21 protein-coding genes and 1 pseudogene are annotated in these 17,985 nt (G+C 56.0%); 16 read left to right on the top strand and 6 right to left on the bottom strand.

Annotated elements, in window-relative coordinates; all coding sequences use genetic code 11:
- The first annotated feature begins 20 nt into the window (after positions 1-20).
- From lepB to parC, 5 genes are read left to right on the top strand one after another with little or no spacing between them, the layout of a single operon-like run.
- Positions 21-791, top strand: coding sequence for a signal peptidase I (gene lepB, locus EO133_RS12395; RefSeq protein WP_244640762.1), 771 nt, complete (start codon positions 21-23; stop codon positions 789-791).
- Positions 788-1,495, top strand: coding sequence for a ribonuclease III (rnc, locus tag EO133_RS12390; RefSeq protein WP_127072968.1), 708 nt, complete (start codon positions 788-790; stop codon positions 1,493-1,495). The genes lepB and rnc overlap by 4 nt, the downstream gene beginning before the upstream one ends.
- Positions 1,492-2,409: a GTPase Era gene (era, locus tag EO133_RS12385; RefSeq protein WP_127072967.1), complete on the top strand. Its 918-nt coding sequence runs from the start codon at positions 1,492-1,494 to the stop codon at positions 2,407-2,409. Before rnc ends, era begins: the two co-directional genes overlap by 4 nt.
- Positions 2,410-2,433: 24 nt before the next feature.
- Positions 2,434-3,153 (top strand): DNA repair protein RecO, encoded by a 720-nt coding sequence (recO, locus tag EO133_RS12380; protein ID WP_127072966.1) that lies wholly within the window; start codon positions 2,434-2,436, stop codon positions 3,151-3,153.
- A gap of 36 nt (positions 3,154-3,189) precedes the next feature.
- Positions 3,190-5,433: a DNA topoisomerase IV subunit A gene (gene parC, locus EO133_RS12375; RefSeq protein WP_127072965.1), complete on the top strand. Its 2,244-nt coding sequence runs from the start codon at positions 3,190-3,192 to the stop codon at positions 5,431-5,433.
- 21 nt (positions 5,434-5,454) lie between these two features.
- On the opposite strand, the gene EO133_RS12370 is transcribed toward parC, so the two are convergent.
- From EO133_RS12370 to EO133_RS20830, 6 genes and pseudogenes are all read right to left on the bottom strand, one after another.
- Positions 5,455-6,465, bottom strand: a complete 1,011-nt coding sequence (locus EO133_RS12370) for an endonuclease/exonuclease/phosphatase family protein (RefSeq protein ID WP_127072964.1) — start codon at positions 6,463-6,465, stop codon at positions 5,455-5,457.
- Between the two features lie 14 nt (positions 6,466-6,479).
- A complete protein-coding gene (locus EO133_RS12365) occupies positions 6,480-7,238 on the bottom strand; it encodes an arginyltransferase (protein WP_127072963.1) in 759 nt (252 codons plus the stop codon).
- Between the two features lie 89 nt (positions 7,239-7,327).
- Positions 7,328-7,852, bottom strand: coding sequence for an RDD family protein (locus EO133_RS12360; protein WP_164735001.1), 525 nt, complete (start codon positions 7,850-7,852; stop codon positions 7,328-7,330).
- 64 nt (positions 7,853-7,916) lie between these two features.
- Positions 7,917-8,903: a porphobilinogen synthase gene (hemB, locus tag EO133_RS12355; protein WP_127073006.1), complete on the bottom strand. Its 987-nt coding sequence runs from the start codon at positions 8,901-8,903 to the stop codon at positions 7,917-7,919.
- A gap of 111 nt (positions 8,904-9,014) precedes the next feature.
- Positions 9,015-9,554, bottom strand: a complete 540-nt coding sequence (locus EO133_RS12350; protein ID WP_244640764.1) for an MmyB family transcriptional regulator — start codon at positions 9,552-9,554, stop codon at positions 9,015-9,017.
- A 12-nt stretch (positions 9,555-9,566) separates the two neighbouring features.
- Positions 9,567-9,743: pseudogene (locus EO133_RS20830) on the bottom strand (helix-turn-helix domain-containing protein); the annotation flags it as partial.
- 125 nt (positions 9,744-9,868) lie between these two features.
- Between EO133_RS20830 and EO133_RS12345 the strand changes: the two are divergent.
- The 11 genes from EO133_RS12345 to nusB all read left to right on the top strand — a co-directional run bounded on the left by EO133_RS12345 (position 9,869) and on the right by nusB (position 17,888).
- On the top strand, positions 9,869-10,273 hold the full coding sequence (locus EO133_RS12345; protein ID WP_127072960.1) for a hypothetical protein: 405 nt from the start codon (positions 9,869-9,871) through the stop codon (positions 10,271-10,273).
- A gap of 58 nt (positions 10,274-10,331) precedes the next feature.
- Positions 10,332-10,721 carry a DUF6163 family protein gene (locus tag EO133_RS12340; RefSeq protein WP_127072959.1) on the top strand — a complete coding sequence of 130 codons (390 nt, stop codon included), beginning with the start codon at positions 10,332-10,334 and terminating at the stop codon, positions 10,719-10,721.
- 305 nt (positions 10,722-11,026) lie between these two features.
- Positions 11,027-11,536 carry a transcriptional regulator LdtR gene (gene ldtR, locus EO133_RS12335; RefSeq protein WP_127072958.1) on the top strand — a complete coding sequence of 170 codons (510 nt, stop codon included), beginning with the start codon at positions 11,027-11,029 and terminating at the stop codon, positions 11,534-11,536.
- Between the two features lie 250 nt (positions 11,537-11,786).
- A complete protein-coding gene (locus EO133_RS12330; protein ID WP_164735000.1) occupies positions 11,787-13,058 on the top strand; it encodes a L,D-transpeptidase family protein in 1,272 nt (423 codons plus the stop codon).
- A gap of 15 nt (positions 13,059-13,073) precedes the next feature.
- Positions 13,074-13,304 (top strand): DUF6898 family protein, encoded by a 231-nt coding sequence (locus EO133_RS12325; RefSeq protein WP_127072956.1) that lies wholly within the window; start codon positions 13,074-13,076, stop codon positions 13,302-13,304.
- A 110-nt stretch (positions 13,305-13,414) separates the two neighbouring features.
- On the top strand, positions 13,415-14,713 hold the full coding sequence (glyA, locus tag EO133_RS12320; RefSeq protein ID WP_127072955.1) for a serine hydroxymethyltransferase: 1,299 nt from the start codon (positions 13,415-13,417) through the stop codon (positions 14,711-14,713).
- A gap of 5 nt (positions 14,714-14,718) precedes the next feature.
- On the top strand, positions 14,719-15,195 hold the full coding sequence (nrdR, locus tag EO133_RS12315) for a transcriptional regulator NrdR (protein ID WP_127072954.1): 477 nt from the start codon (positions 14,719-14,721) through the stop codon (positions 15,193-15,195).
- Positions 15,192-16,289, top strand: coding sequence for a bifunctional diaminohydroxyphosphoribosylaminopyrimidine deaminase/5-amino-6-(5-phosphoribosylamino)uracil reductase RibD (gene ribD / locus EO133_RS12310; RefSeq protein ID WP_127072953.1), 1,098 nt, complete (start codon positions 15,192-15,194; stop codon positions 16,287-16,289). The genes nrdR and ribD overlap by 4 nt, the downstream gene beginning before the upstream one ends.
- A gap of 3 nt (positions 16,290-16,292) precedes the next feature.
- Entirely contained in the window at positions 16,293-16,913 is a 621-nt protein-coding gene (locus EO133_RS12305) for a riboflavin synthase (RefSeq protein WP_127072952.1), read from the top strand.
- 3 nt (positions 16,914-16,916) lie between these two features.
- Positions 16,917-17,396, top strand: coding sequence for a 6,7-dimethyl-8-ribityllumazine synthase (locus tag EO133_RS12300; RefSeq protein WP_127073005.1), 480 nt, complete (start codon positions 16,917-16,919; stop codon positions 17,394-17,396).
- A 3-nt stretch (positions 17,397-17,399) separates the two neighbouring features.
- On the top strand, positions 17,400-17,888 hold the full coding sequence (nusB, locus tag EO133_RS12295) for a transcription antitermination factor NusB (protein WP_127072951.1): 489 nt from the start codon (positions 17,400-17,402) through the stop codon (positions 17,886-17,888).
- Positions 17,889-17,985: the final 97 nt, after the last annotated feature.

Raw genomic sequence — 17,985 nt, 5'->3', positions numbered from 1 at the left:
TTTCGATAGAGTTTAAAAAGATGAGCAAACCTATGTCGGATGCCGAAAAGAAGAAAAAGTCCGGCAAGGGCGAATTGCGCGAAACAATTGTTATTCTGGTGCAGGCGCTATTGATCGCACTTGTGTTCCGCACATTTGCCTTCGAGCCATTTTCCATTCCAACAGCATCGATGCAGTCCAATTTGCTCATTGGGGACTATATTCTTGCGTCGAAGTACAGCTACGGCTACTCGCGTTATTCATTGCCTTACAGCGAAGTACCATGGCGCGGTCGCATCTTGGGCAACGCTCCCGAGCGCGGCGATATGGCGGTGTTTCGGCCGGTTCCACAGTCGGAAAATTACGTCAAGCGGGTTGTAGGGCTGCCAGGTGACCGCATTCAGATGATTGATGGCATCCTCAACATCAATGGCGAACCCGTTGAGCGCGAGTTTATTGAACGCCGTGAAGATCGTGACAGCAATGGCATGACGCTTCCCGTCAGCGTATACCGAGAAATCCTGCCCAGCGGGGTGAGTTACGAAATCCAGGAAGTTTCTGACAGCGCACAGTTTGACAATACATCGGAATACGTGGTGCCTGCCGGCCATTATTTCATGATGGGTGACAATCGCGATCGTTCACTCGACAGCCGCTCTCTCAGTTCGGTGGGCTACGTGCCGTTCGAGAACTTTGTCGGCAAGGCCGAGTGGCGGTTCTTCTCTATTCAGGACAATATTCCGCCTTGGCAGATCTGGCGTTGGCCCGGCAACGTTCGCCTCGATCGTATGTTCACTTCGGTTTACGAATGAGCCTGAGAGCGCAGGATCGCGAGCAGCTTGAATCGCGGTTGGGTTACACATTCAAGGACCCGGCGCTGCTGAAGCGTGCGTTGACCCACTCCAGTGCGATATCTCCATCGCGACGGACTTCGGAAAGCTACCAGCGGTTGGAGTTTCTGGGGGACCGGGTGCTTGGCCTGGTGGTCGCAGACATGCTTTTGAATCGCTTGCCTGCGGCCAATGAGGGCGAGTTGTCCAGAACCCTCAATAGTCTTGTGCGCAAGGAAACCTGCGCGAAAGTGGCGAGAAAACTCGGCTTTGGGCACTTTCTTAACCTCGGTGACAGCGAAGCGCGCACCGGGGGCGCCGAAAAAGATGCGATATTGGGCGATGTCTGCGAGGCCGTAATCGGAGCGATCTATGCCGATGGCGGATTGACACCGGCTTATCAGTTCGTTTCCGCAATGTTTGGCGATAATCTCGATGTTGCGCAGGCCCGGCGAGCCGACTCCAAAACGGCTTTGCAGGAATGGGCACAGGCGCAGGGGCTCGAACCGCCGCTATACACGGAAACAGCACGACAGGGACCGGATCATGCTCCGGTTTTCACGATATCGGTTTCGGTGCTTGGCTACGAACCGATTTCGGCGAGCGGCACGTCCAAGAAACTGGCGGAGCATCAGGCGGCAGAAAAATTCCTGATCCGCGAACACGTGTGGAAAGAAGATCGATGAGTGAAACCAGCACGCCTACCACGGAAACGCGCTGCGGCTTTGTCGCTTTGCTCGGTGCTCCCAATGCGGGCAAATCAACATTGCTCAACGCGCTCGTAGGCACCAAAGTTTCGATAGTCACACACAAGGCGCAAACGACGCGGGCGCAGGTCCGCGGTGTCCTCACGCTCGATGAAAGCCAGCTTGTGTTTATCGATACGCCCGGCATTTTTGCCCCCAAGCGTCGACTGGACCGGGCGATGGTCAATTCCGCCTGGAGTGGGGCAGGCGATGCGGATATGGTGGCGCTTATTGTCGATGCCCTGAAAGGGATCAATAGCGAGATTGAAGCACTGATCGCGGGTCTGGACCACATCCGTCAGCCCAAGGTTTTGATTCTCAACAAGATCGACAAGGTCAGGCCGGAAACGCTGCTCAAGCTTTCCCAGGAACTCAACGAGAAGGCGCGTTTTGAAACGACCTTCATGATTTCGGCTCTCAATGGCGATGGTGTGACCGATTTCATCAACTGGTGCGTACAGAAGGCACCGTTGGGGGCATGGCATTTCCCGGAGGAGCATCTAACCGATCTGACGCTGGCGCTTACGGCCGCTGAAGTCACACGGGAAAAGCTGTTCCTGCGCATTCATGAGGAAATCCCGTATCAAGCGACGGTGGAAACCGAGAGCTTCAAGGTGCAAAATGACGGCTCGTACCGGGTCGATCAGGTGATCTATGTCACGCGGGACACACACAAAAAGATCGTGCTTGGTGCCAAGGGGCAGACCATCAAGGCGATTGGCGCAGAAGCCCGCAGGGAAATGATGGAGATGTTCGAGGTGCCGGTTCACCTGTTCCTTTTCGTCAAGGTGCGCGCGAACTGGGCCGACGATCCCGAGCGTTATCGCGAAATGGGACTGGACTGGACCAAATAGGTCCGCACACAAAGAGGATACGGCATGGAATGGTCGGCTGAAGGGCTGATTATCGGCGTGCGCAAGCATGGTGAAACCAGCCTGATCCTTGAAACAATGGTGCCGGGCCGCGGGCGATGCCTGGGGCTGGTGCGGGGAGGACGGGCGCCCAAGCAGGCAGCAACATTGCAGCCGGGCAATTCGGCGAAGTTGACATGGCGCGCTCGCCTAGAAGATCACTTAGGCACATTCACGGCGGAAGTCACGCGAATGCGTGCAGCAAATCTCATTGCTGACCGAACGCGATTGTATCTGGCGCAACTCTTGGCCGAACATTTGCGCCTGCTGCCGGAGCGTGATCCGCATGACCGGTTGCTAACCGCGGTTGAAATGTTTCTGGACGCAGAATGGGCGCCTCTTGAACTGGGAGGCGAACTGGCGCGGTTCGAGATGATGTTGCTCGATGAGCTCGGTTTTGGTCTTGATCTCGAAGCCTGCGCTGTTACGGGGGCGCTTGAGAATCTTACGTACGTTTCACCCAAAACGGGCAGGGCGGTTTGCCAAGCTGCTGCGGCGCCCTACCTCGATAGGTTGCTGCCGTTGCCGGCGTTTTTAATTGGCGATGCGGAAGCCTCTGTCGATGACGTCGCGGCCGCATTTGCCCTGACGGGACACTTTCTGGACAGGCATGTGTGGACAGCGCGGCAAATTGAGATGCCTTCGACACGCGAATGGCTGACGAACCGGTTGTCCGGCAGGCTATAATTCAACACTGATTCGTTTCTTGTTTGAGGAGGCTTTATGGCCGAACTCGTCGATCCGCCCCAAGGCGTCGAGCGCATAGTCGATCTGAAAGAGGCATTGGAGGAGCGTTACCTCTCCTATGCCATTTCAACGATTACGCAACGCGCTTTGCCTGATGCGCGCGATGGCCTCAAGCCGGTTCATCGCCGCATTTTGCATGCGATGCGTCTTTTGAAACTGGATCCGGGCCAAGGTTATAAGAAGTCAGCCCGTATCGTGGGTGACGTTATCGGTAAGTACCACCCGCATGGCGACCAGTCGGTTTATGATGCGCTGGTCCGGCTGGCACAGGATTTCGCCGTTCGCTATCCGCTGGTCGATGGCCAGGGCAATTTCGGTTCCATCGATGGCGATGGCGCTGCCGCCATGCGCTACACCGAAAGCCGGATGACCGAGGTGGCCCAGCGGCTATTGGAAGGGATCACGGAAGATTCTGTCGACTTCCGCCAGACCTATGACGGGGAAGACGAGGAACCGATTGTTCTGCCCTCCAATTTCCCCAACCTGTTGGCCAATGGCTCCAGCGGGATCGCCGTGGGCATGGCGACATCGATCCCGCCGCATAATGTTGCCGAGCTTTGCGAGGCTGCGCTTTACATTCTGATGCACCCGGATGCAACGGCCCGAGATTTGATACGCTTTGTGCCCGGACCGGATTTCCCCACAGGCGGCATTCTTGTCGACGACGAAGCGGCGACCGAGCAGGCATATCGTACCGGGCGTGGCGGTTTCCGCGTTCGCGCGAAATGGGAAGTCGAAGACAATGGCCGCGGCACCTACCAGATCATCGTCACCGAAATCCCCTATCAGGTCCAGAAGTCACGTCTGATTGAGAAAATTGCCGAGCTTTTATTGGCCCGCCGCCTGCCGTTGCTCAAGGACGTGCGGGACGAAAGCGCCGAGGATATCCGGGTCGTTCTGGAGCCACGGGCACGCACGGTCGACCCGGTTCTGCTGATGGAGTCGATGTTCAAGCTCACCGAGCTTGAAACGCGTATTCCGCTGAATATGAACGTGCTCGATAAAGGTATGATCCCCCGTGTGATAGGCCTTGGTGACGCGCTCAAGGCTTGGCTGGAACATCGCAAGGAGGTTCTGGTCCGTCGCTCGCGCTACAGGCTGGGGCAGATCGAGCACCGGCTCGAGGTCCTCGGGGGGTATCTGATTGCCTATCTCAATCTCGATGAGGTGATCCGCATCATCCGCGAAGAGGATGACGCCAAGGGCGAATTGATCGCCCGCTTCAATCTTACGGACGTACAGGCAGAATCGATTCTCAACATGCGCCTGCGTTCCTTGCGCAAGCTTGAGGAAATCGAAATCCGCACTGAGTTCGACAAGCTCACCGAGGAAAAGGCGCAACTCGAAGCGCTGCTGGATTCCGAGCGCAAGCAGTGGGGCATTGTAACCCGCGAGGTTACTGATCTTAAAAAAGCCTATGGACCTGACACCGAACTGGGGCGTCGCCGTACCCAATTTGCCAAGGCCCCTGACACAGATCTTGCCGATATCGAAACGGCAATGATCGAGCGCGAACCGATCACGGTTGTTCTTTCGCAAAAAGGCTGGATTCGCGCGCTTAGGGGCCACAATAACGATACGTCCGGTCTTAACTTCAAGACTGACGATAGGCTCAAGATCGCGATCACATGCGAAACCACCGATAAATTACTGCTCCTTACGACCGGCGGTAAAGTCTATACGCTAGGGGCCGATAAACTGCCTGGCGGGCGCGGTCATGGTGAACCGGTGCGCATCATGGTGGACATCGAGGAGGGGCACGACATCGTGGACATTTTTGTCCACAAGCCTGGAGCTAAGCGTCTGATTGCCTCCGACATTGGCAATGGCTTTATCGTTGCCGAAGAAGATCTCATCGCCAATACCCGCAAGGGCAAGCAGGTGCTCAATGTCAGCGGAACCCATGAAGCCAAGCTCTGTGTCCCCGCAGAAGGCGACATGATCGCCGTGATCGGGCAGAACCGGAAACTTCTGGTCTTCCCAAGGACGCAACTGCCGGAAATGTCGCGCGGCAAGGGTGTGAGGTTGCAGAAGTACAAAGATGGCGGCATCTCGGATGCAAAGCTGTTTGCCGCGGCGGACGGGCTTACCTGGACCGATAGTTCTGGCCGGACCTTCACCAAGTCAATCGATGATCTCAAGGATTGGCTGGGAGATCGTGCGCAGGCTGGCCGTCAACCGCCAACCGGATTCCCGCGCAACAACAAGTTCTCCGGGTAAGCGCCTGCTGGATCGCGTAAATTACCAAGAGGTGTTGACCGAGAACGTCACTATGACGGGCAGGTGATCGCTACCGCTGGGTTCACCTGTTTCCAGCTCGTGGATGACAATATCTCCGCGAGTCATGACGTGATCGATGGGTAGAATAGGCCAAGTGGGGCGCCAATCGCCCAAGTAGTACCAGAGCGTCGGGAAGGTCGGCAGATTGAAGGTGTGCCGGATCATGCCAGCCTCCGTCACAAACCTGCGCAAGGTGTAAGACCAAGGCGTGGAATTGAAGTCGCCGGCCAGTATGAGGGGCTGCGTAATGTTCGAGAGCGCATCGCGCAGCGTGTTGAATTGATCGACCTGGCGTGTGATTGGCGCTGGCCAATCGTTATGAGTTGTCGCTAGCGTAAAGGGTGCCGCATCATCAGGCAAAAACCGCACGACAATCCGGGCAGTGCGGTCGTCATTTACAGCGCTGGCGGAGCACGCATCAGCATCGAGCGGCTCAAAGGGAAGTTTTGAGTAAAGGCCAACAAAGGCCCGGCGCCCGCCCACACAATATTGGAAATGGGGATAGTGTTCCGCCAGTTCGCCATGGACGGCGCGACGCACTTCCCGACTGTACTCCTGCAAGGCGACAATATCGGCATCTATGGCGATGATGTTGGCAACCAGTGCCTGAGGATCGTCATTGCGCCCAAAAACATTGAAGGTTATCAGGCGATATTGGGATCTGTCGCTGCTGGCCGATGCTGGCGCAGATACGGCAAATCCGGCAATCACTTCCGGGATATAGATGATGCTTGATGCAGAAAGTGCCGTTGCCGCCAGGGCGAGCGCCACAGCGCGTGCGCGATGGGCTTGTACCGCGATCGGCGCCAGGAGCATCAATGTCAGCGCCCCGAAAAACAGCGCCGGTTGGATATGATTGAATAAATCCATGGCCGGATGCGCAAAGCCGAGCACTGCGGTTATGGCAGCGCCGAATATGGCAACCGTTGCCAGCACGTAAAGTGCTGAGAAAATACGTTTCAGGCCTGCCAAGTTAGGATCACTCGTTAGCTGCCACCATCGCTGTCGGCGTCGAGCGGCACCCACCCCCGGGCACCACGCTGCACTTCCAGCGGACGGTAAGTGGCCTTATAGGCCATTTTTGGCGAATTCGGGACCCAATATCCCAGATAAAGATAGCCTGAACCAATAGCCCTGGCCCGTTGGATATGATCGAGAATCATGAAATTGCCCAGGCCGCGCTTGGGCATGGCCGGATCATAAAAGCTATAGACCATCGACAGCCCGTCGTTCAGAACATCGGTCAGTGCAACGGCAATCAATTGCCCTTTATCACCCTCCTCGCAGTCTGAGGTCAGCCGATACTCGACAAGTATGGATTGGACTGGCGTGTCTTCCACCATGAATTCGTAATCAGGATATGACATCTGGGTCATGCCGCCGCCCTGATGGCGGGCTTCGAGATAACGGCGGAAAAGGTTGAACTGCTCGCTAGATGCATTCGGCGCGACGGCGGTGCTTACGACATCGGAATTCGCTTTCAAATTGCGACGGTGGCGCGATGAGGGGTGAAAATGATTTGCCACGACGCGCACGGATTGGCAGGCGTCACAATCAAGGCAGGCTGGACGGTAAATCAGATTTTGACTGCGACGAAAGCCATGATCGGAAAGCAATTGATGGAGCGATCCCGCTCTGCGGCCACTCAGATGGGTAAAGAGCTTGCGCTCCTGCCGACCGTCAAGGTAGGGGCAGGGCAACGGAGCGGTCAAAAAGAACTGGGCGCTTTCCGGTGTGTGGTCCATCTTTTGCTCAAGTCGTTCACAGCATTACCCTGCTGGAACTCTACTCTTGAGCTGTATCGGGCGCAACGGAATCAGGCACGCAATAGCGATCACGTTCCAATAGTGGGACGGTGATAGTTCACCCAATGCCGTTCCATCGGCGAGCGCCGCACCATCAAAACGCCGGCGACAATGTCGTGAAGCAACTGCCTGCGGTTTGTGATAAGGCCGACAGCCAAAACAAACGGCGTTAGAACCGAGCATGAAATCCAGAACAGGATGACATGCAGAAACGCCAGCCACCCATCAAGGGTGGCGCTGCGCGTGGGCGTCAGGACTACATCCATCGCCCGCATGCCGATTGTTGCACGCGCGGATGAACCAAGGGTCACTGCATAATAAGCGATAAATACAATGGGCACGATGATCGGGAAGGTCAGCCAAGCCAGGCCCAGCGTAACAATGCCAAGTATCGCAGTGCATATGAATGCCGCCACGATCAGGACGCCCATGATGATACAGTCAATCAGAAAGGCAACGACCCGCCGCGACAGGATCTCCTCGAACAACTCGGGAGATTCCGCCGGATTGGGCAGATCGTCACGAATAATACGACCAAAAAAATCTGTAGCCATATCAGCTGCCTCCATTTCGCTCACAAAATGGTGTGGTTGCTGCGAAAAACAAGGTCCTTCACACTCACGCGTTGAGTTTTCGCGCCATCTCCAGGGCAAAGTAGGTCAGAATCCCGGAGCAGCCAGCGCGCTTGAAGGCCATTAGGCTTTCGGCCATTGCGGCCTCTCGATCTATTGCACCTGCCTGACCGGCGATTGCGATCATCGCGTATTCGCCGGAGACCTGATAGGCAAAAACCGGAATATCGAAGCGATCCTTTATCTGGCGGCAGATATCGAGATACGGCAGGCCGGGTTTGACCATGATCCAGTCTGCCCCTTCGGCGATATCCTGACCAACTTCCCGCACAGCATCTTCGTGGTTGGCCGGGTCCATCTGATAGGTCAGCTTTGACCCTTTGAGTCGCGCTCCCGATCCCACGGCCTCGCGGAATGGCCCGTAAAACGCAGAAGCGTATTTGGCGGCGTAGGAAAGGACAATCGTCTTTTCCAAACCGTTGGCATCCAATGCGGCGCGAATGGCGGCGACGCGCCCATCCATCATATCCGAGGGCGCTATGACGTCTGCGCCCGAATGCGCCTGAACAAGCGCCTGCTTGACCAAAATCTCGACGGTCTCATCATTGAGGATTTCCTCGCCTTCCATCACGCCGTCATGACCGTGACTGGTGTACGGATCGAGTGCGACATCGGCGACCAGACCGATCTCCGGCACCGCGTTCTTGATCGCCGAAAGCGCGCGACAGACAAGATTGTCGCGATTGAAGGCCTCTTCTCCTCCTTCCGTGCGCTTAGATGGATCTGTATTGGGAAAAAGCGCAAGTGCCGGAATACCCTCTGCACTCGCCTGTTTTGCTGCTTCGACGGCGAGATCGATTGAGATGCGCTCAACGCCGGGCATCGACCCAACTGCCTGGCGCTCATTCTGGCCGTCGACAACAAAGATGGGCCATATGAAGTCGGACGGCGCAAGCGTGGTTTCGCGCACCAGATCGCGACTCCAACCGGCCATGCGAGGGCGCCGCAAACGGCGGCCTGCAAGAAATCCCATGTCGTGCTTTTCCCAAGTTCCGCTCACGTAACTCACTCCAATAGATATGTGCGGCAACATTTAGCAGCGCGCGACCAGGGGCGCAAAGCGCTTGTGTGCCGCAGTTGGTCGCTATGCGGGATGAAATTGTTCGATCATGATCTCTTCTGCCAGCGCGTCCATTGCACCGCCGAAACTGGTGATCGTCGTAAACCAGCGTGTGGTTTCACCATTGCTTTGCAGAACTACAGGAAGCAGGACGGTATTCGTCGTTCCCAACGGTTGGTCGATAAGCGATTTTACGCCCGGCGCCGAAAGTGCCTGTTTCAATTTCGCAGCCACTGCCGAATTGGTGCCCCGAAAACGTACCGACTGCCTTAAGCGATGAATGAAGTAATTGGCAATCTCGTCCCAGTTTTCAATTGAATCGCGGATCGGTCCGGGCAGGAATACGGCATCGACCATGTTGATTGCGGTTTGCGTTGCTTCAGTGCCAAGCAGCGACCAGGCGGCTGCATTGGCTTCCAGCACGTTGAAGCTACTGTCGAGGACAATCGCAGGATAGGGCTCGTGGTTGTGCAGGATTAGTTTTGCCGCTGCGCGAACTGCCTCCAAACTGCTGCTCGACCAATCGCTCTCGCTAAACCGGGGGGCATATCCTGCTGCCAGCAAGAGCGCGTTACGCTCCCGTAAAGGGAGCGCAAGAGCTTCCGACAGCCTCAATACCATCGCAGCGCTGGGCCGGGTTCGTCCCGACTCAATGAAGGACAGGTGCCGCGCCGAAACGGACGCTTCCAAAGCAAGATCGAGTTGGCTCATTCCTCGCAGGTCTCGCCAATGTTTCAGAATGCTTCCAAGCATCGACCGTGCCTCCATAGCCTTATTGAACACCATCAAATATATATATGCGTCCATTACCTCCGAGGTAATTGCTGTGCTTACCTATCAACGTCATTTTCCAGGTGTAATGAAATTTGGAGTTGGAAATGACACAGGTACATGGACTCGAAAGACGTGGCAGCTTGGTCAACATCTATGGCTTTGACGCGGTTGGAAGCGCGGGGCTGGGGCTGATATTTGCGACTATGGCGCCATTCATAGTCGAATGGCTTGGCATCAGTTTGCCGCCGGTCGCTGTTGTTTGGCTTGGCATCTCATTGATAGCCTGGGCAGTGTTTAACGCCATATGCGCACGCTTGAGTTCCCTACCAGACGCCATGTATCGCGTGCATCTGGCTGTTGATTGGGGCTGGGTTCTGGCTTCCCTTGTTCTTGTCACGTTCGATTTTGCAAACCTGACCCTGGCCGGCGTCTTCCTTGTTCCGGGAGTGGCGCTGTTTGTAGCTGGCATCATACTTACAAAGATGTGGATGCAGAAGCGAAACGCCTAGTTTGCTTGCGCTTCGGCGCCAAATCACGTTAGCAGAGTCCCGACCGAGGGACTCTGCAATGGATTTCAGAATCGAACCCACTGGCATTTATGCGCGGGTGCTTGCCGTGATCAGCCTCTTCTTGGGGTTGAGCGACGCTGCACGTTTGTTGGGTGTAACCGGAGCGTCTGGAAGCCCATTGGCGACACTTGGCCCAACAGGGTTCATTCTGCTCACCGTGCTTTCTACCTCGCGCCTTTTTGCGGCATTGGGGCTTTGGATGAAGGCGCAGTGGGGGGCGGTACTGCTGGTTATTGCATTGGCAGTCGAAATCGGCTTTTCGCTGGCGGGCAATCTCACAGTTAGATCGGGTTTGTTTGGGTTTATCTTCAAACTTGTGCTGATGTTGGCAACCATATTGCTTTTGGTGCTGGCGCATAACCTTGATCGTCGGCAGCGTGCCGATTAGCCATCAAAAGCGTTTTTCTCAATGCATGCGCAAGTTCAGCGCTGTGGAAAGAATTTTTCGTGACCCGTGGCAAACGCCCACTATGCAAACAGGATAGCCTGTTCGGCCGCCTGCCTGACTTGTTCACAGCCTGTAAAGGTTACAAAATTCACACCGGGTGTAACGGGTTGGAAAGCAAAAAATGCCAAGTTTTCCCGTAAGATAAAGTTAAGCCTGTCTCTTAAACCGTTCTTATTGGGCTCGGGGTAATTTGTCCTCACAGACACGAAAAATCGTGCGACGAATTTGACAGTGAGGCATAACCAATGGCTAACAATCTTTCTGCAGCGAAGGCTGACACTCCAGAACGGGAACGCAGTCTCAAACCTCTTTATCTTGAAGCTGTTTCCCGTGTGGAGCGTCTGCACCGCCGTCTGCTCGACCTGATCAAGGACGAGTTCGACCGCATGGGATGGGACGACATCAACCCTGTTCAGGCCCTTTTGATGTTCAATATCGGCGATAGCGAATTAACGGCCGGCGAATTGCGGACTAGGGGCTATTATCTGGGATCGAACGTCTCCTACAACCTCAAGAAACTGGTTGAAACCGGATACATCTTCCAGGAGCGTTCCAAAACGGACCGTCGCTCGGTTCGTATCCGCCTGACACCGAAAGGCGAAGAAGTCGCTGAAGTCATCGACGAACTGTATGAGCGGCATCTCAATTCTATCGAGAAGGTCGGCGGGCTTGGCGAAGCCGACTTTTCCGGACTCAATACAGCGCTTTCGCGTCTCGAACGCTTCTGGGTGGATCAGATCCTCTACAAATTATAACAGTACGCATTGCTGTGATATTGCTGCCACACCTGCCTAGTAAACGCCGGTCCCAGGGTCGGCGTTTCTTATTTGCGCCTTAAACTCTATATAGCTCCAACAGTTCATCGTATAGAGCGCGCTGAAAAGGCGCCCCTCTGGCCCGGCTTGTATTGCGGTAAAAGGGTAGTGAGGACGATTGCGGCGAAGCCCGACTTACGGCAAAAAGCTATTTAGCGTTCATGCTGAGATTTTGATGGTGATAGGACAGATGCGGCAAGAGAAAGCCACAACTAATCGACGTAACGCGATCAAGTCGATCGCTGCCTTCACTGCTGGAGCGACACTGTTTGCGCCAGCCGTTGCCAAGGCATCTATCTTTGGACAGTTCGCACAGCAGCGCGTGTTGCGTGACACTGACCGTGAAGCCAACTCAATTTTCGCAATGCGTGCAATTGGCACGACAGACCCAATCATATCGCTCGATACCGAATATAACCTTCAGCGCGTCGCTGAGTACTACGAGCGCCTGGTCAATATCGGTGGTTGGCCTGAAGTGCCCACCGGCGTCTTCGGACTTGTGCTGGGCAATAGTCGTAGTGCTGTTCGTGACCTGCGTCGGTACTTGATGCATACAGGCGACCTTTCGCAAGAAGCCGAGATGTCGGAACTGTTCGATGCCGATGTCGATGTGGCCGTGCGCGGATTTCAGGCGCGCCATGGTTTGCAGATTTCCGGCAAGGTGGACGAATATACCTATTGGGCAATGACGGTGCCGGCGTCGACCCGCTTGCATCAGATTAACCTCAACCTACAGCGCGTGCGCGGTCTCGAAGGTCGGTTGACCGACCGGTATGTCAACGTGAACATCCCCGCAGCCGCGATTGAAGCGGTTGAAAGCCGGCAAGTCGTCCAGCGACATACTGCAGTGGTCGGTCGAATCGATCGGCAAACCCCGATCCTGCAGAGCCGTATCCACGAGATCAACTTCAATCCCTATTGGACGGCCCCGACCTCGATTGTCCGCCGCGATATCATTCCGATGGTTCGCGATAATCCAAATTATCTCAATGAATACGGAATCCGCATTCTGGATGGTCGTGGAAATCAGATCTCCCAAGATTCCATCAACTGGAATACAGAGGAAGCGGCAAACTATACGTTCCGTCAGGATCCTGGTGAAAACAACGCCATGGGGCACGCCAAGATCAATTTCCACAACCCGCATACTGTGTATTTGCATGACACGCCGCAGCGCGGCTTTTTCTCGGAAAATGCGCGCTTTCATTCGTCAGGCTGTGTGCGTGTCGCTGATGTGGACAGCTTCATTGCTTGGGTATTGCGTGACAATGGCTATGATCTGGGTGCGGTCACCGAGGCTTTTGTTTCCCGAGAGCGCCGTGACGTCGCGGTTAACTCGCCAGTGCCGATCTTCACGACCTATTTTACGGCTTGGGCCAATCGCAACGGCGTCGTAAGCTTCCGCGATGACGTCTATGACTTCGATAGCGAAGGCCGCACGGAATTTCCCGAGATTTCCTAAGCGGACGCATTTGAGATGAGCCGGACATCCGCCTCATCTCGCGAAGTGCTGTTTGAATTTCACCACGTGGGCCAGCAGGTCCGCGTGGCTGCCATAGATTCGGAAACCGGTATCGAAGTCGTTGTTATTGCGCCGGTTTCTTCCAGCCAACAGCATATGAAATCTGTGGCCATGGCCAAGCTTGTTCGGCGGTTGCAACAAGAGGTAGGCATCCTGACCGACTCGCGTCCTGGTCGGCTCGTTTAGCGGCAAATCGCTGCTTGATTTTAAGTTTGCTTGGAATCGCGCGGATGCCTGTGCTAAGCGGATCGCGCTTGCTTGCCTTACTGCTTCAAACAAAGGTCGAGGGTCTGCCCATGAGCGCCACCGGGACTGCTACACTATTTCCCCAGTTTTTCACGCGATCGATTGCCGAGGGTGATCCGGTCATCGCTAAGGCGATTGCAGATGAACTGCACCGCCAGCAGCACGAAATCGAGCTTATTGCCTCGGAAAATATCGTGTCTAAGGCCGTGCTGGAAGCGCAAGGCTCGGTCCTGACCAACAAATATGCAGAAGGCTATCCGCGTCGCCGTTATTATGGCGGCTGCCAGTTTGTGGATGTCGTCGAAGAACTGGCGATCGATCGTGCAAAGCAGCTTTTCGACTGCGAATTTGTCAATGTGCAACCCAATTCGGGCAGCCAGGCCAACCAGGGGGTCTATCAGGCCCTTTTGCAACCCGGCGATACGATTTTGGGTATGAGTCTGGATGCCGGCGGTCACTTGACGCATGGTGCCAAGCCGAACCAGTCAGGCAAGTGGTTCAATGCGATTCAGTATGGCGTGCGTCAGCAGGATGGCCGCGTCGATATGGACGAGCTGCGGGCACTTGCCAAGGAACATCAGCCCAAGATGATCGTTGCTGGTTTTTCTGCCTATTCGCGCACGATGGACTGGGCGGAATTTCGCGCGATTGCGGATGAGGTCGGCGCATATCTGCTTGTCGATATGGCGCATGTGGCCGGTCTGGTTGCTGGCGGTGTTTATCCTAACCCGGTGCCACATGCTCATGTCTGCACCACCACGACCCATAAAACTCTGCGAGGACCGCGCGGCGGCATGATTCTCACCAATGACGAGGCGATCGCAAAGAAGGTCAATTCTGCGATTTTCCCCGGCATCCAGGGCGGCCCGCTGATGCACGTCATTGCTGGCAAGGCTGTGGCATTCGGCGAAGCGCTGACGCCGGAATTCAAAGCCTATGCACGTCAGGTTGTTGCCAATGCTCAGGCGCTGGCCGACACCTTGGTCAAGGGTGGGCTGGAGATTGCAACGGGAGGCACCGACAATCATTTGATGCTGGTCGATCTCCGTCCAAAGAAAGTGACAGGCAAAGCCGCAGAGGCTGCTTTGGAGCGCGCCTATATAACCTGTAACAAAAATGCCATTCCCTTCGACCCGGAAAAACCGGCAATTACATCGGGTATCCGAGTGGGAACGCCCGCTGCAACATCACGGGGTTTTGGCGAGCAAGAGTTCCGGCAAGTCGGCGAATTGATGGTCGAGGTTCTGGACGGTCTTGCCGTCAACGGCGACGAGAATAACGGTGCGGTTGAGGCGCAAGTCAAAGAGAAGGTCATCAAGCTGACGTCTGCCTTCCCGATCTACGGATAAACTGCATGAGATGTCCTTACTGCGGGAACGATGACACACAGGTCAAGGATTCCCGGCCTACAGAGGATTCCAACGCGATTCGCCGCCGCCGCGTTTGCAACGGCTGCGGTGGCCGGTTCACGACGTTTGAGCGCGTGCAGCTTCGTGACCTTACGGTCGTAAAGAAGTCCGGCCGCAAGGTTCCCTTCGATCGCGAAAAACTCTCACGGTCGATCTATACGGCACTGCGCAAGCGGCAGGTGGACCCTGAAACGGTTGAGCGCATGATTTCAGGCGTCGTGCGTCAACTTGAAAGCGTTGGCGATGTCGAGGTCAGTTCCGATCAGATCGGCGAGTACGTCATGGATGGCCTGAAGGGCCTCGATGACGTTGCGTTCGTCAGGTTTGCCTCGGTTTACAAGAATTTTGCCCGCGCGGAGGATTTCCAATCCTTCCTCGAAACGCTTGAAAGCGGCGAAATTCTCGTCGAGGACGATAAGTGAGCACAGCCGCGCCAGCTCAATTGCGCTGGCTGGACGCTGCGGCTCGCCTGGCATTACCGTTCCTGGGGACGACCGCCGAAAATCCTACCGTTGGAGCAATAGTCGTCTCGCCCGAGGGACGACTGCTTGGACGCGGCGTGACGGCTCCGGGCGGACGCCCGCACGCCGAGCCGCAGGCCTTGGCAATGGCCGGGCAGGGCGCTGCCGGAGCGACCCTCTATGTAACGCTGGAGCCCTGCAATCATTGGGGCCGGACGCCGCCCTGCGTGGACGCAGTTATCGCGGCCAAGGTCGCAACGGTTATTTGTGGCTGCGTCGATCCCGACTCCCGAACGGCAGGAAAAAGTGTCGCCAAGCTGCGCGCAGCCGGTATCGATGTCATCGTTGCGCCTGATCATATGCTGTCACGAAAGCTGCATCAGGGGTTCTTCAAACGCATCTTGACGGGGCGGCCACTGGTAACGGCAAAACTTGCTGTGTCCAAGGATGGTATGATCGGGTTGCCGGACAAAGGTAATGTGCCAATTACCGGCGAGACGGCAAAGCGCTGGACCCATATGCAGCGCGCACTCTCTGATGCGGTCATGATAGGAGCAGGAACGGCACGCTTGGACGATCCGAGACTCAGTGTCCGGCTCTCTGGCCTAGAAAATCGCAGGCCCTTGCGCGTCATCTTGGCCGGCAAGAATGAACTCAATCCCGCACTGAATCTTTTTGCAAATTCGAGTGTTCAACATACTGTAGTCATTGCAAAAAAAGGCCATCTTGAATCGGTTTCTGAAAATGTCGAACTGATCGAGGTCGACGGCGTTGGCAGCGCCCCCGATCTGGTTGCCGGCCTGCGAAGATTGGGCGAAAGAGGCATCTCGCGTCTATTTGTCGAAGGGGGCGCACGACTGACCGGGAGCCTGCTAAACGCAGGGCTGGTCGATCGATTTGAACTGCTGGAAGGCGACAAGATTGTTGGCCCGGAGGGCGTTCCAGCCAGCGTTCGTTTTCCGTTATCAGAGCGTTTGTCTGAACTGGGCTTCAGGGCGGTTGATCGGCGCGCGTTGGGGTGCGATAGACTGACATCCTTTGAAAAGTCAGACTGAGCAATGTTTACAGGCATCATCACCGATATTGGCACCTTGATTGAAGTGGACGAGCGCAATGACGGGCGCCGTCTGCGCATCGCGACCCGATACGAGCCCGACGGCATGGAACTGGGCGCTTCGATCATGTGCGAAGGCGTTTGCCTTACAGTGACGGATAGGGGCGAATCCGAGGGGCGCAACTGGTTCGACGTTTTTGCCGCCCGCGAGACACTCGACGTCACCCGGCTCGGAGACTGGAAAGTGGGGCGACGTATCAACCTGGAACGATCGCTCAAGGTCGGGGACGAGTTGGGCGGCCATATCGTTTCGGGGCATGTGGACGGCCTTGCCACGATTGTCGAGCGCAAAGACATCGGCGATCAGACCACTTACGTTCTCGAGGCGCCAGGAGAACTGGCACAATTCATTGCCAAAAAGGGCAGCGTGGCGCTCAATGGCACGTCACTGACGGTCAATTGGGTCGAGGGCAACAGGTTTAGCGTTCATCTGATCCCGCACACGCTTTCTGCGACCAATTGGCCGGATTACCGGCAGGGTGACAGCGTAAATCTTGAAGTTGACCCGATGGCACGCTATGCCGCCCGCCTGCTCGACATGCGCAGCGCATCAGACAAGGAATAAATGATGGCCTCTTCAGGCGACAGCTTCACCATTCAGCCCGGCTCCGCCAAGGGGCAGCATTATCTCATCGTCGAGGCGCGCTTTTACAGCGATATTGCCGATGAGCAGCTCAAGGGCGCCAGTGAGGCGTTCGATGCCGCCGGCGCGACATTTGACGTCGTAACCGTGCCGGGCGCACTCGAAATTCCGGCGGCAGTGGCCATGGCAAGCGAGCTGCAAGGTGACCGTTATGACGGCTATGTTGCCTTGGGCTGCGTTATTCGCGGAGAAACGACCCACTACGAAATCGTCTCCAACGAAAGCGCCCGTGCGCTGATGGATCTGACGATTGCCGACGGTATCGCCCTTGGCAACGGCATCCTGACCGTGGAAAACGAGGAACAAGCTTGGGCTCGCGCCCGCGTCTCGGAGCAAAACAAGGGGGGCGGCGCGGCAATTGCCGCCATGGCCATGGCGGCTCTCAAAACGAAACTGGAGGACTGAGCGATGACCTCCACGCCACCAATTGACCCTAAACGTGCCAATCAGCGAGGCTCGGCGCGCTTGGCGGCGGTTCAGGCGCTCTATCAGATGGATGTCGGGCAGGTTTCGCTTGAAGACACACTCGCTGAATTTGAATCCTACCGCCTTGGGCGCGAAGTCGAAGGCGAGCAATATCTTCCCGCAGACGCGGACTATTTCCGCCATATCGTGCGGGGTGTCGTTCATAATCAGGTCAGGCTCGATCCGATTATTGACGATACGACGCGAAAGGGCGGCTGGTCGATCACGCGGATCGATGCCACCCTTCGGGCCTTGCTGCGCTCTGCCGTGTTTGAACTGACACAGCGCAAGGATATCCCGTTCAAGGTTGTCATCCGCGAGTATGTGGATGTGGCTATGGCGTTTTATGAAGACGACGTGCCCAAGATGGTCAATGGCGTGCTCGATGCCGTCGCGCAGAAATATTCTGAAGGCTACGACGAGAAAAGCTGAACGCTTTCTTGTTCTGCCTCACGGGCCGCACCGTAAAATCCATGACGGGCTAAAGCCGCCCTATGGATTTCACTGGCCCTCCGGCTGGGCAGCGCCA

Source organism: Pelagibacterium lentulum, assembly GCF_003992625.1.
Taxonomy (GTDB): Bacteria; Pseudomonadota; Alphaproteobacteria; order Rhizobiales; family Devosiaceae; genus Pelagibacterium; species Pelagibacterium lentulum.
The sequence above is the reverse complement of the archived record's forward strand: the minus strand, read 5'-3'. Positions and strand labels throughout refer to the sequence as shown.

What these genes read in the sequence shown, in the direction of transcription:
- parC (WP_127072965.1), top strand. Translation starts at nt 3,190, where the DNA reads ATGGCCGAACTCGTCGATCCGCCCCAAGGCGTCGAGCGCATAGTCGAT.
- EO133_RS12340 (WP_127072959.1), top strand. Translation starts at nt 10,332, where the DNA reads ATGGATTTCAGAATCGAACCCACTGGCATTTATGCGCGGGTGCTTGCC.
- EO133_RS12305 (WP_127072952.1), top strand. Translation starts at nt 16,293, where the DNA reads ATGTTTACAGGCATCATCACCGATATTGGCACCTTGATTGAAGTGGAC.
- EO133_RS12330 (WP_164735000.1), top strand. Translation starts at nt 11,787, where the DNA reads ATGCGGCAAGAGAAAGCCACAACTAATCGACGTAACGCGATCAAGTCG.
- recO (WP_127072966.1), top strand. Translation starts at nt 2,434, where the DNA reads ATGGAATGGTCGGCTGAAGGGCTGATTATCGGCGTGCGCAAGCATGGT.
- nrdR (WP_127072954.1), top strand. Translation starts at nt 14,719, where the DNA reads ATGAGATGTCCTTACTGCGGGAACGATGACACACAGGTCAAGGATTCC.
- EO133_RS12345 (WP_127072960.1), top strand. Translation starts at nt 9,869, where the DNA reads ATGACACAGGTACATGGACTCGAAAGACGTGGCAGCTTGGTCAACATC.
- EO133_RS12300 (WP_127073005.1), top strand. Translation starts at nt 16,917, where the DNA reads ATGGCCTCTTCAGGCGACAGCTTCACCATTCAGCCCGGCTCCGCCAAG.
- glyA (WP_127072955.1), top strand. Translation starts at nt 13,415, where the DNA reads ATGAGCGCCACCGGGACTGCTACACTATTTCCCCAGTTTTTCACGCGA.
- EO133_RS12360 (WP_164735001.1), bottom strand. Translation starts at nt 7,852, where the DNA reads ATGGCTACAGATTTTTTTGGTCGTATTATTCGTGACGATCTGCCCAAT.
- EO133_RS12365 (WP_127072963.1), bottom strand. Translation starts at nt 7,238, where the DNA reads ATGGACCACACACCGGAAAGCGCCCAGTTCTTTTTGACCGCTCCGTTG.
- lepB (WP_244640762.1), top strand. Translation starts at nt 21, where the DNA reads ATGAGCAAACCTATGTCGGATGCCGAAAAGAAGAAAAAGTCCGGCAAG.
- hemB (WP_127073006.1), bottom strand. Translation starts at nt 8,903, where the DNA reads ATGGGATTTCTTGCAGGCCGCCGTTTGCGGCGCCCTCGCATGGCCGGT.
- era (WP_127072967.1), top strand. Translation starts at nt 1,492, where the DNA reads ATGAGTGAAACCAGCACGCCTACCACGGAAACGCGCTGCGGCTTTGTC.
- ldtR (WP_127072958.1), top strand. Translation starts at nt 11,027, where the DNA reads ATGGCTAACAATCTTTCTGCAGCGAAGGCTGACACTCCAGAACGGGAA.
- nusB (WP_127072951.1), top strand. Translation starts at nt 17,400, where the DNA reads ATGACCTCCACGCCACCAATTGACCCTAAACGTGCCAATCAGCGAGGC.
- rnc (WP_127072968.1), top strand. Translation starts at nt 788, where the DNA reads ATGAGCCTGAGAGCGCAGGATCGCGAGCAGCTTGAATCGCGGTTGGGT.
- EO133_RS12325 (WP_127072956.1), top strand. Translation starts at nt 13,074, where the DNA reads ATGAGCCGGACATCCGCCTCATCTCGCGAAGTGCTGTTTGAATTTCAC.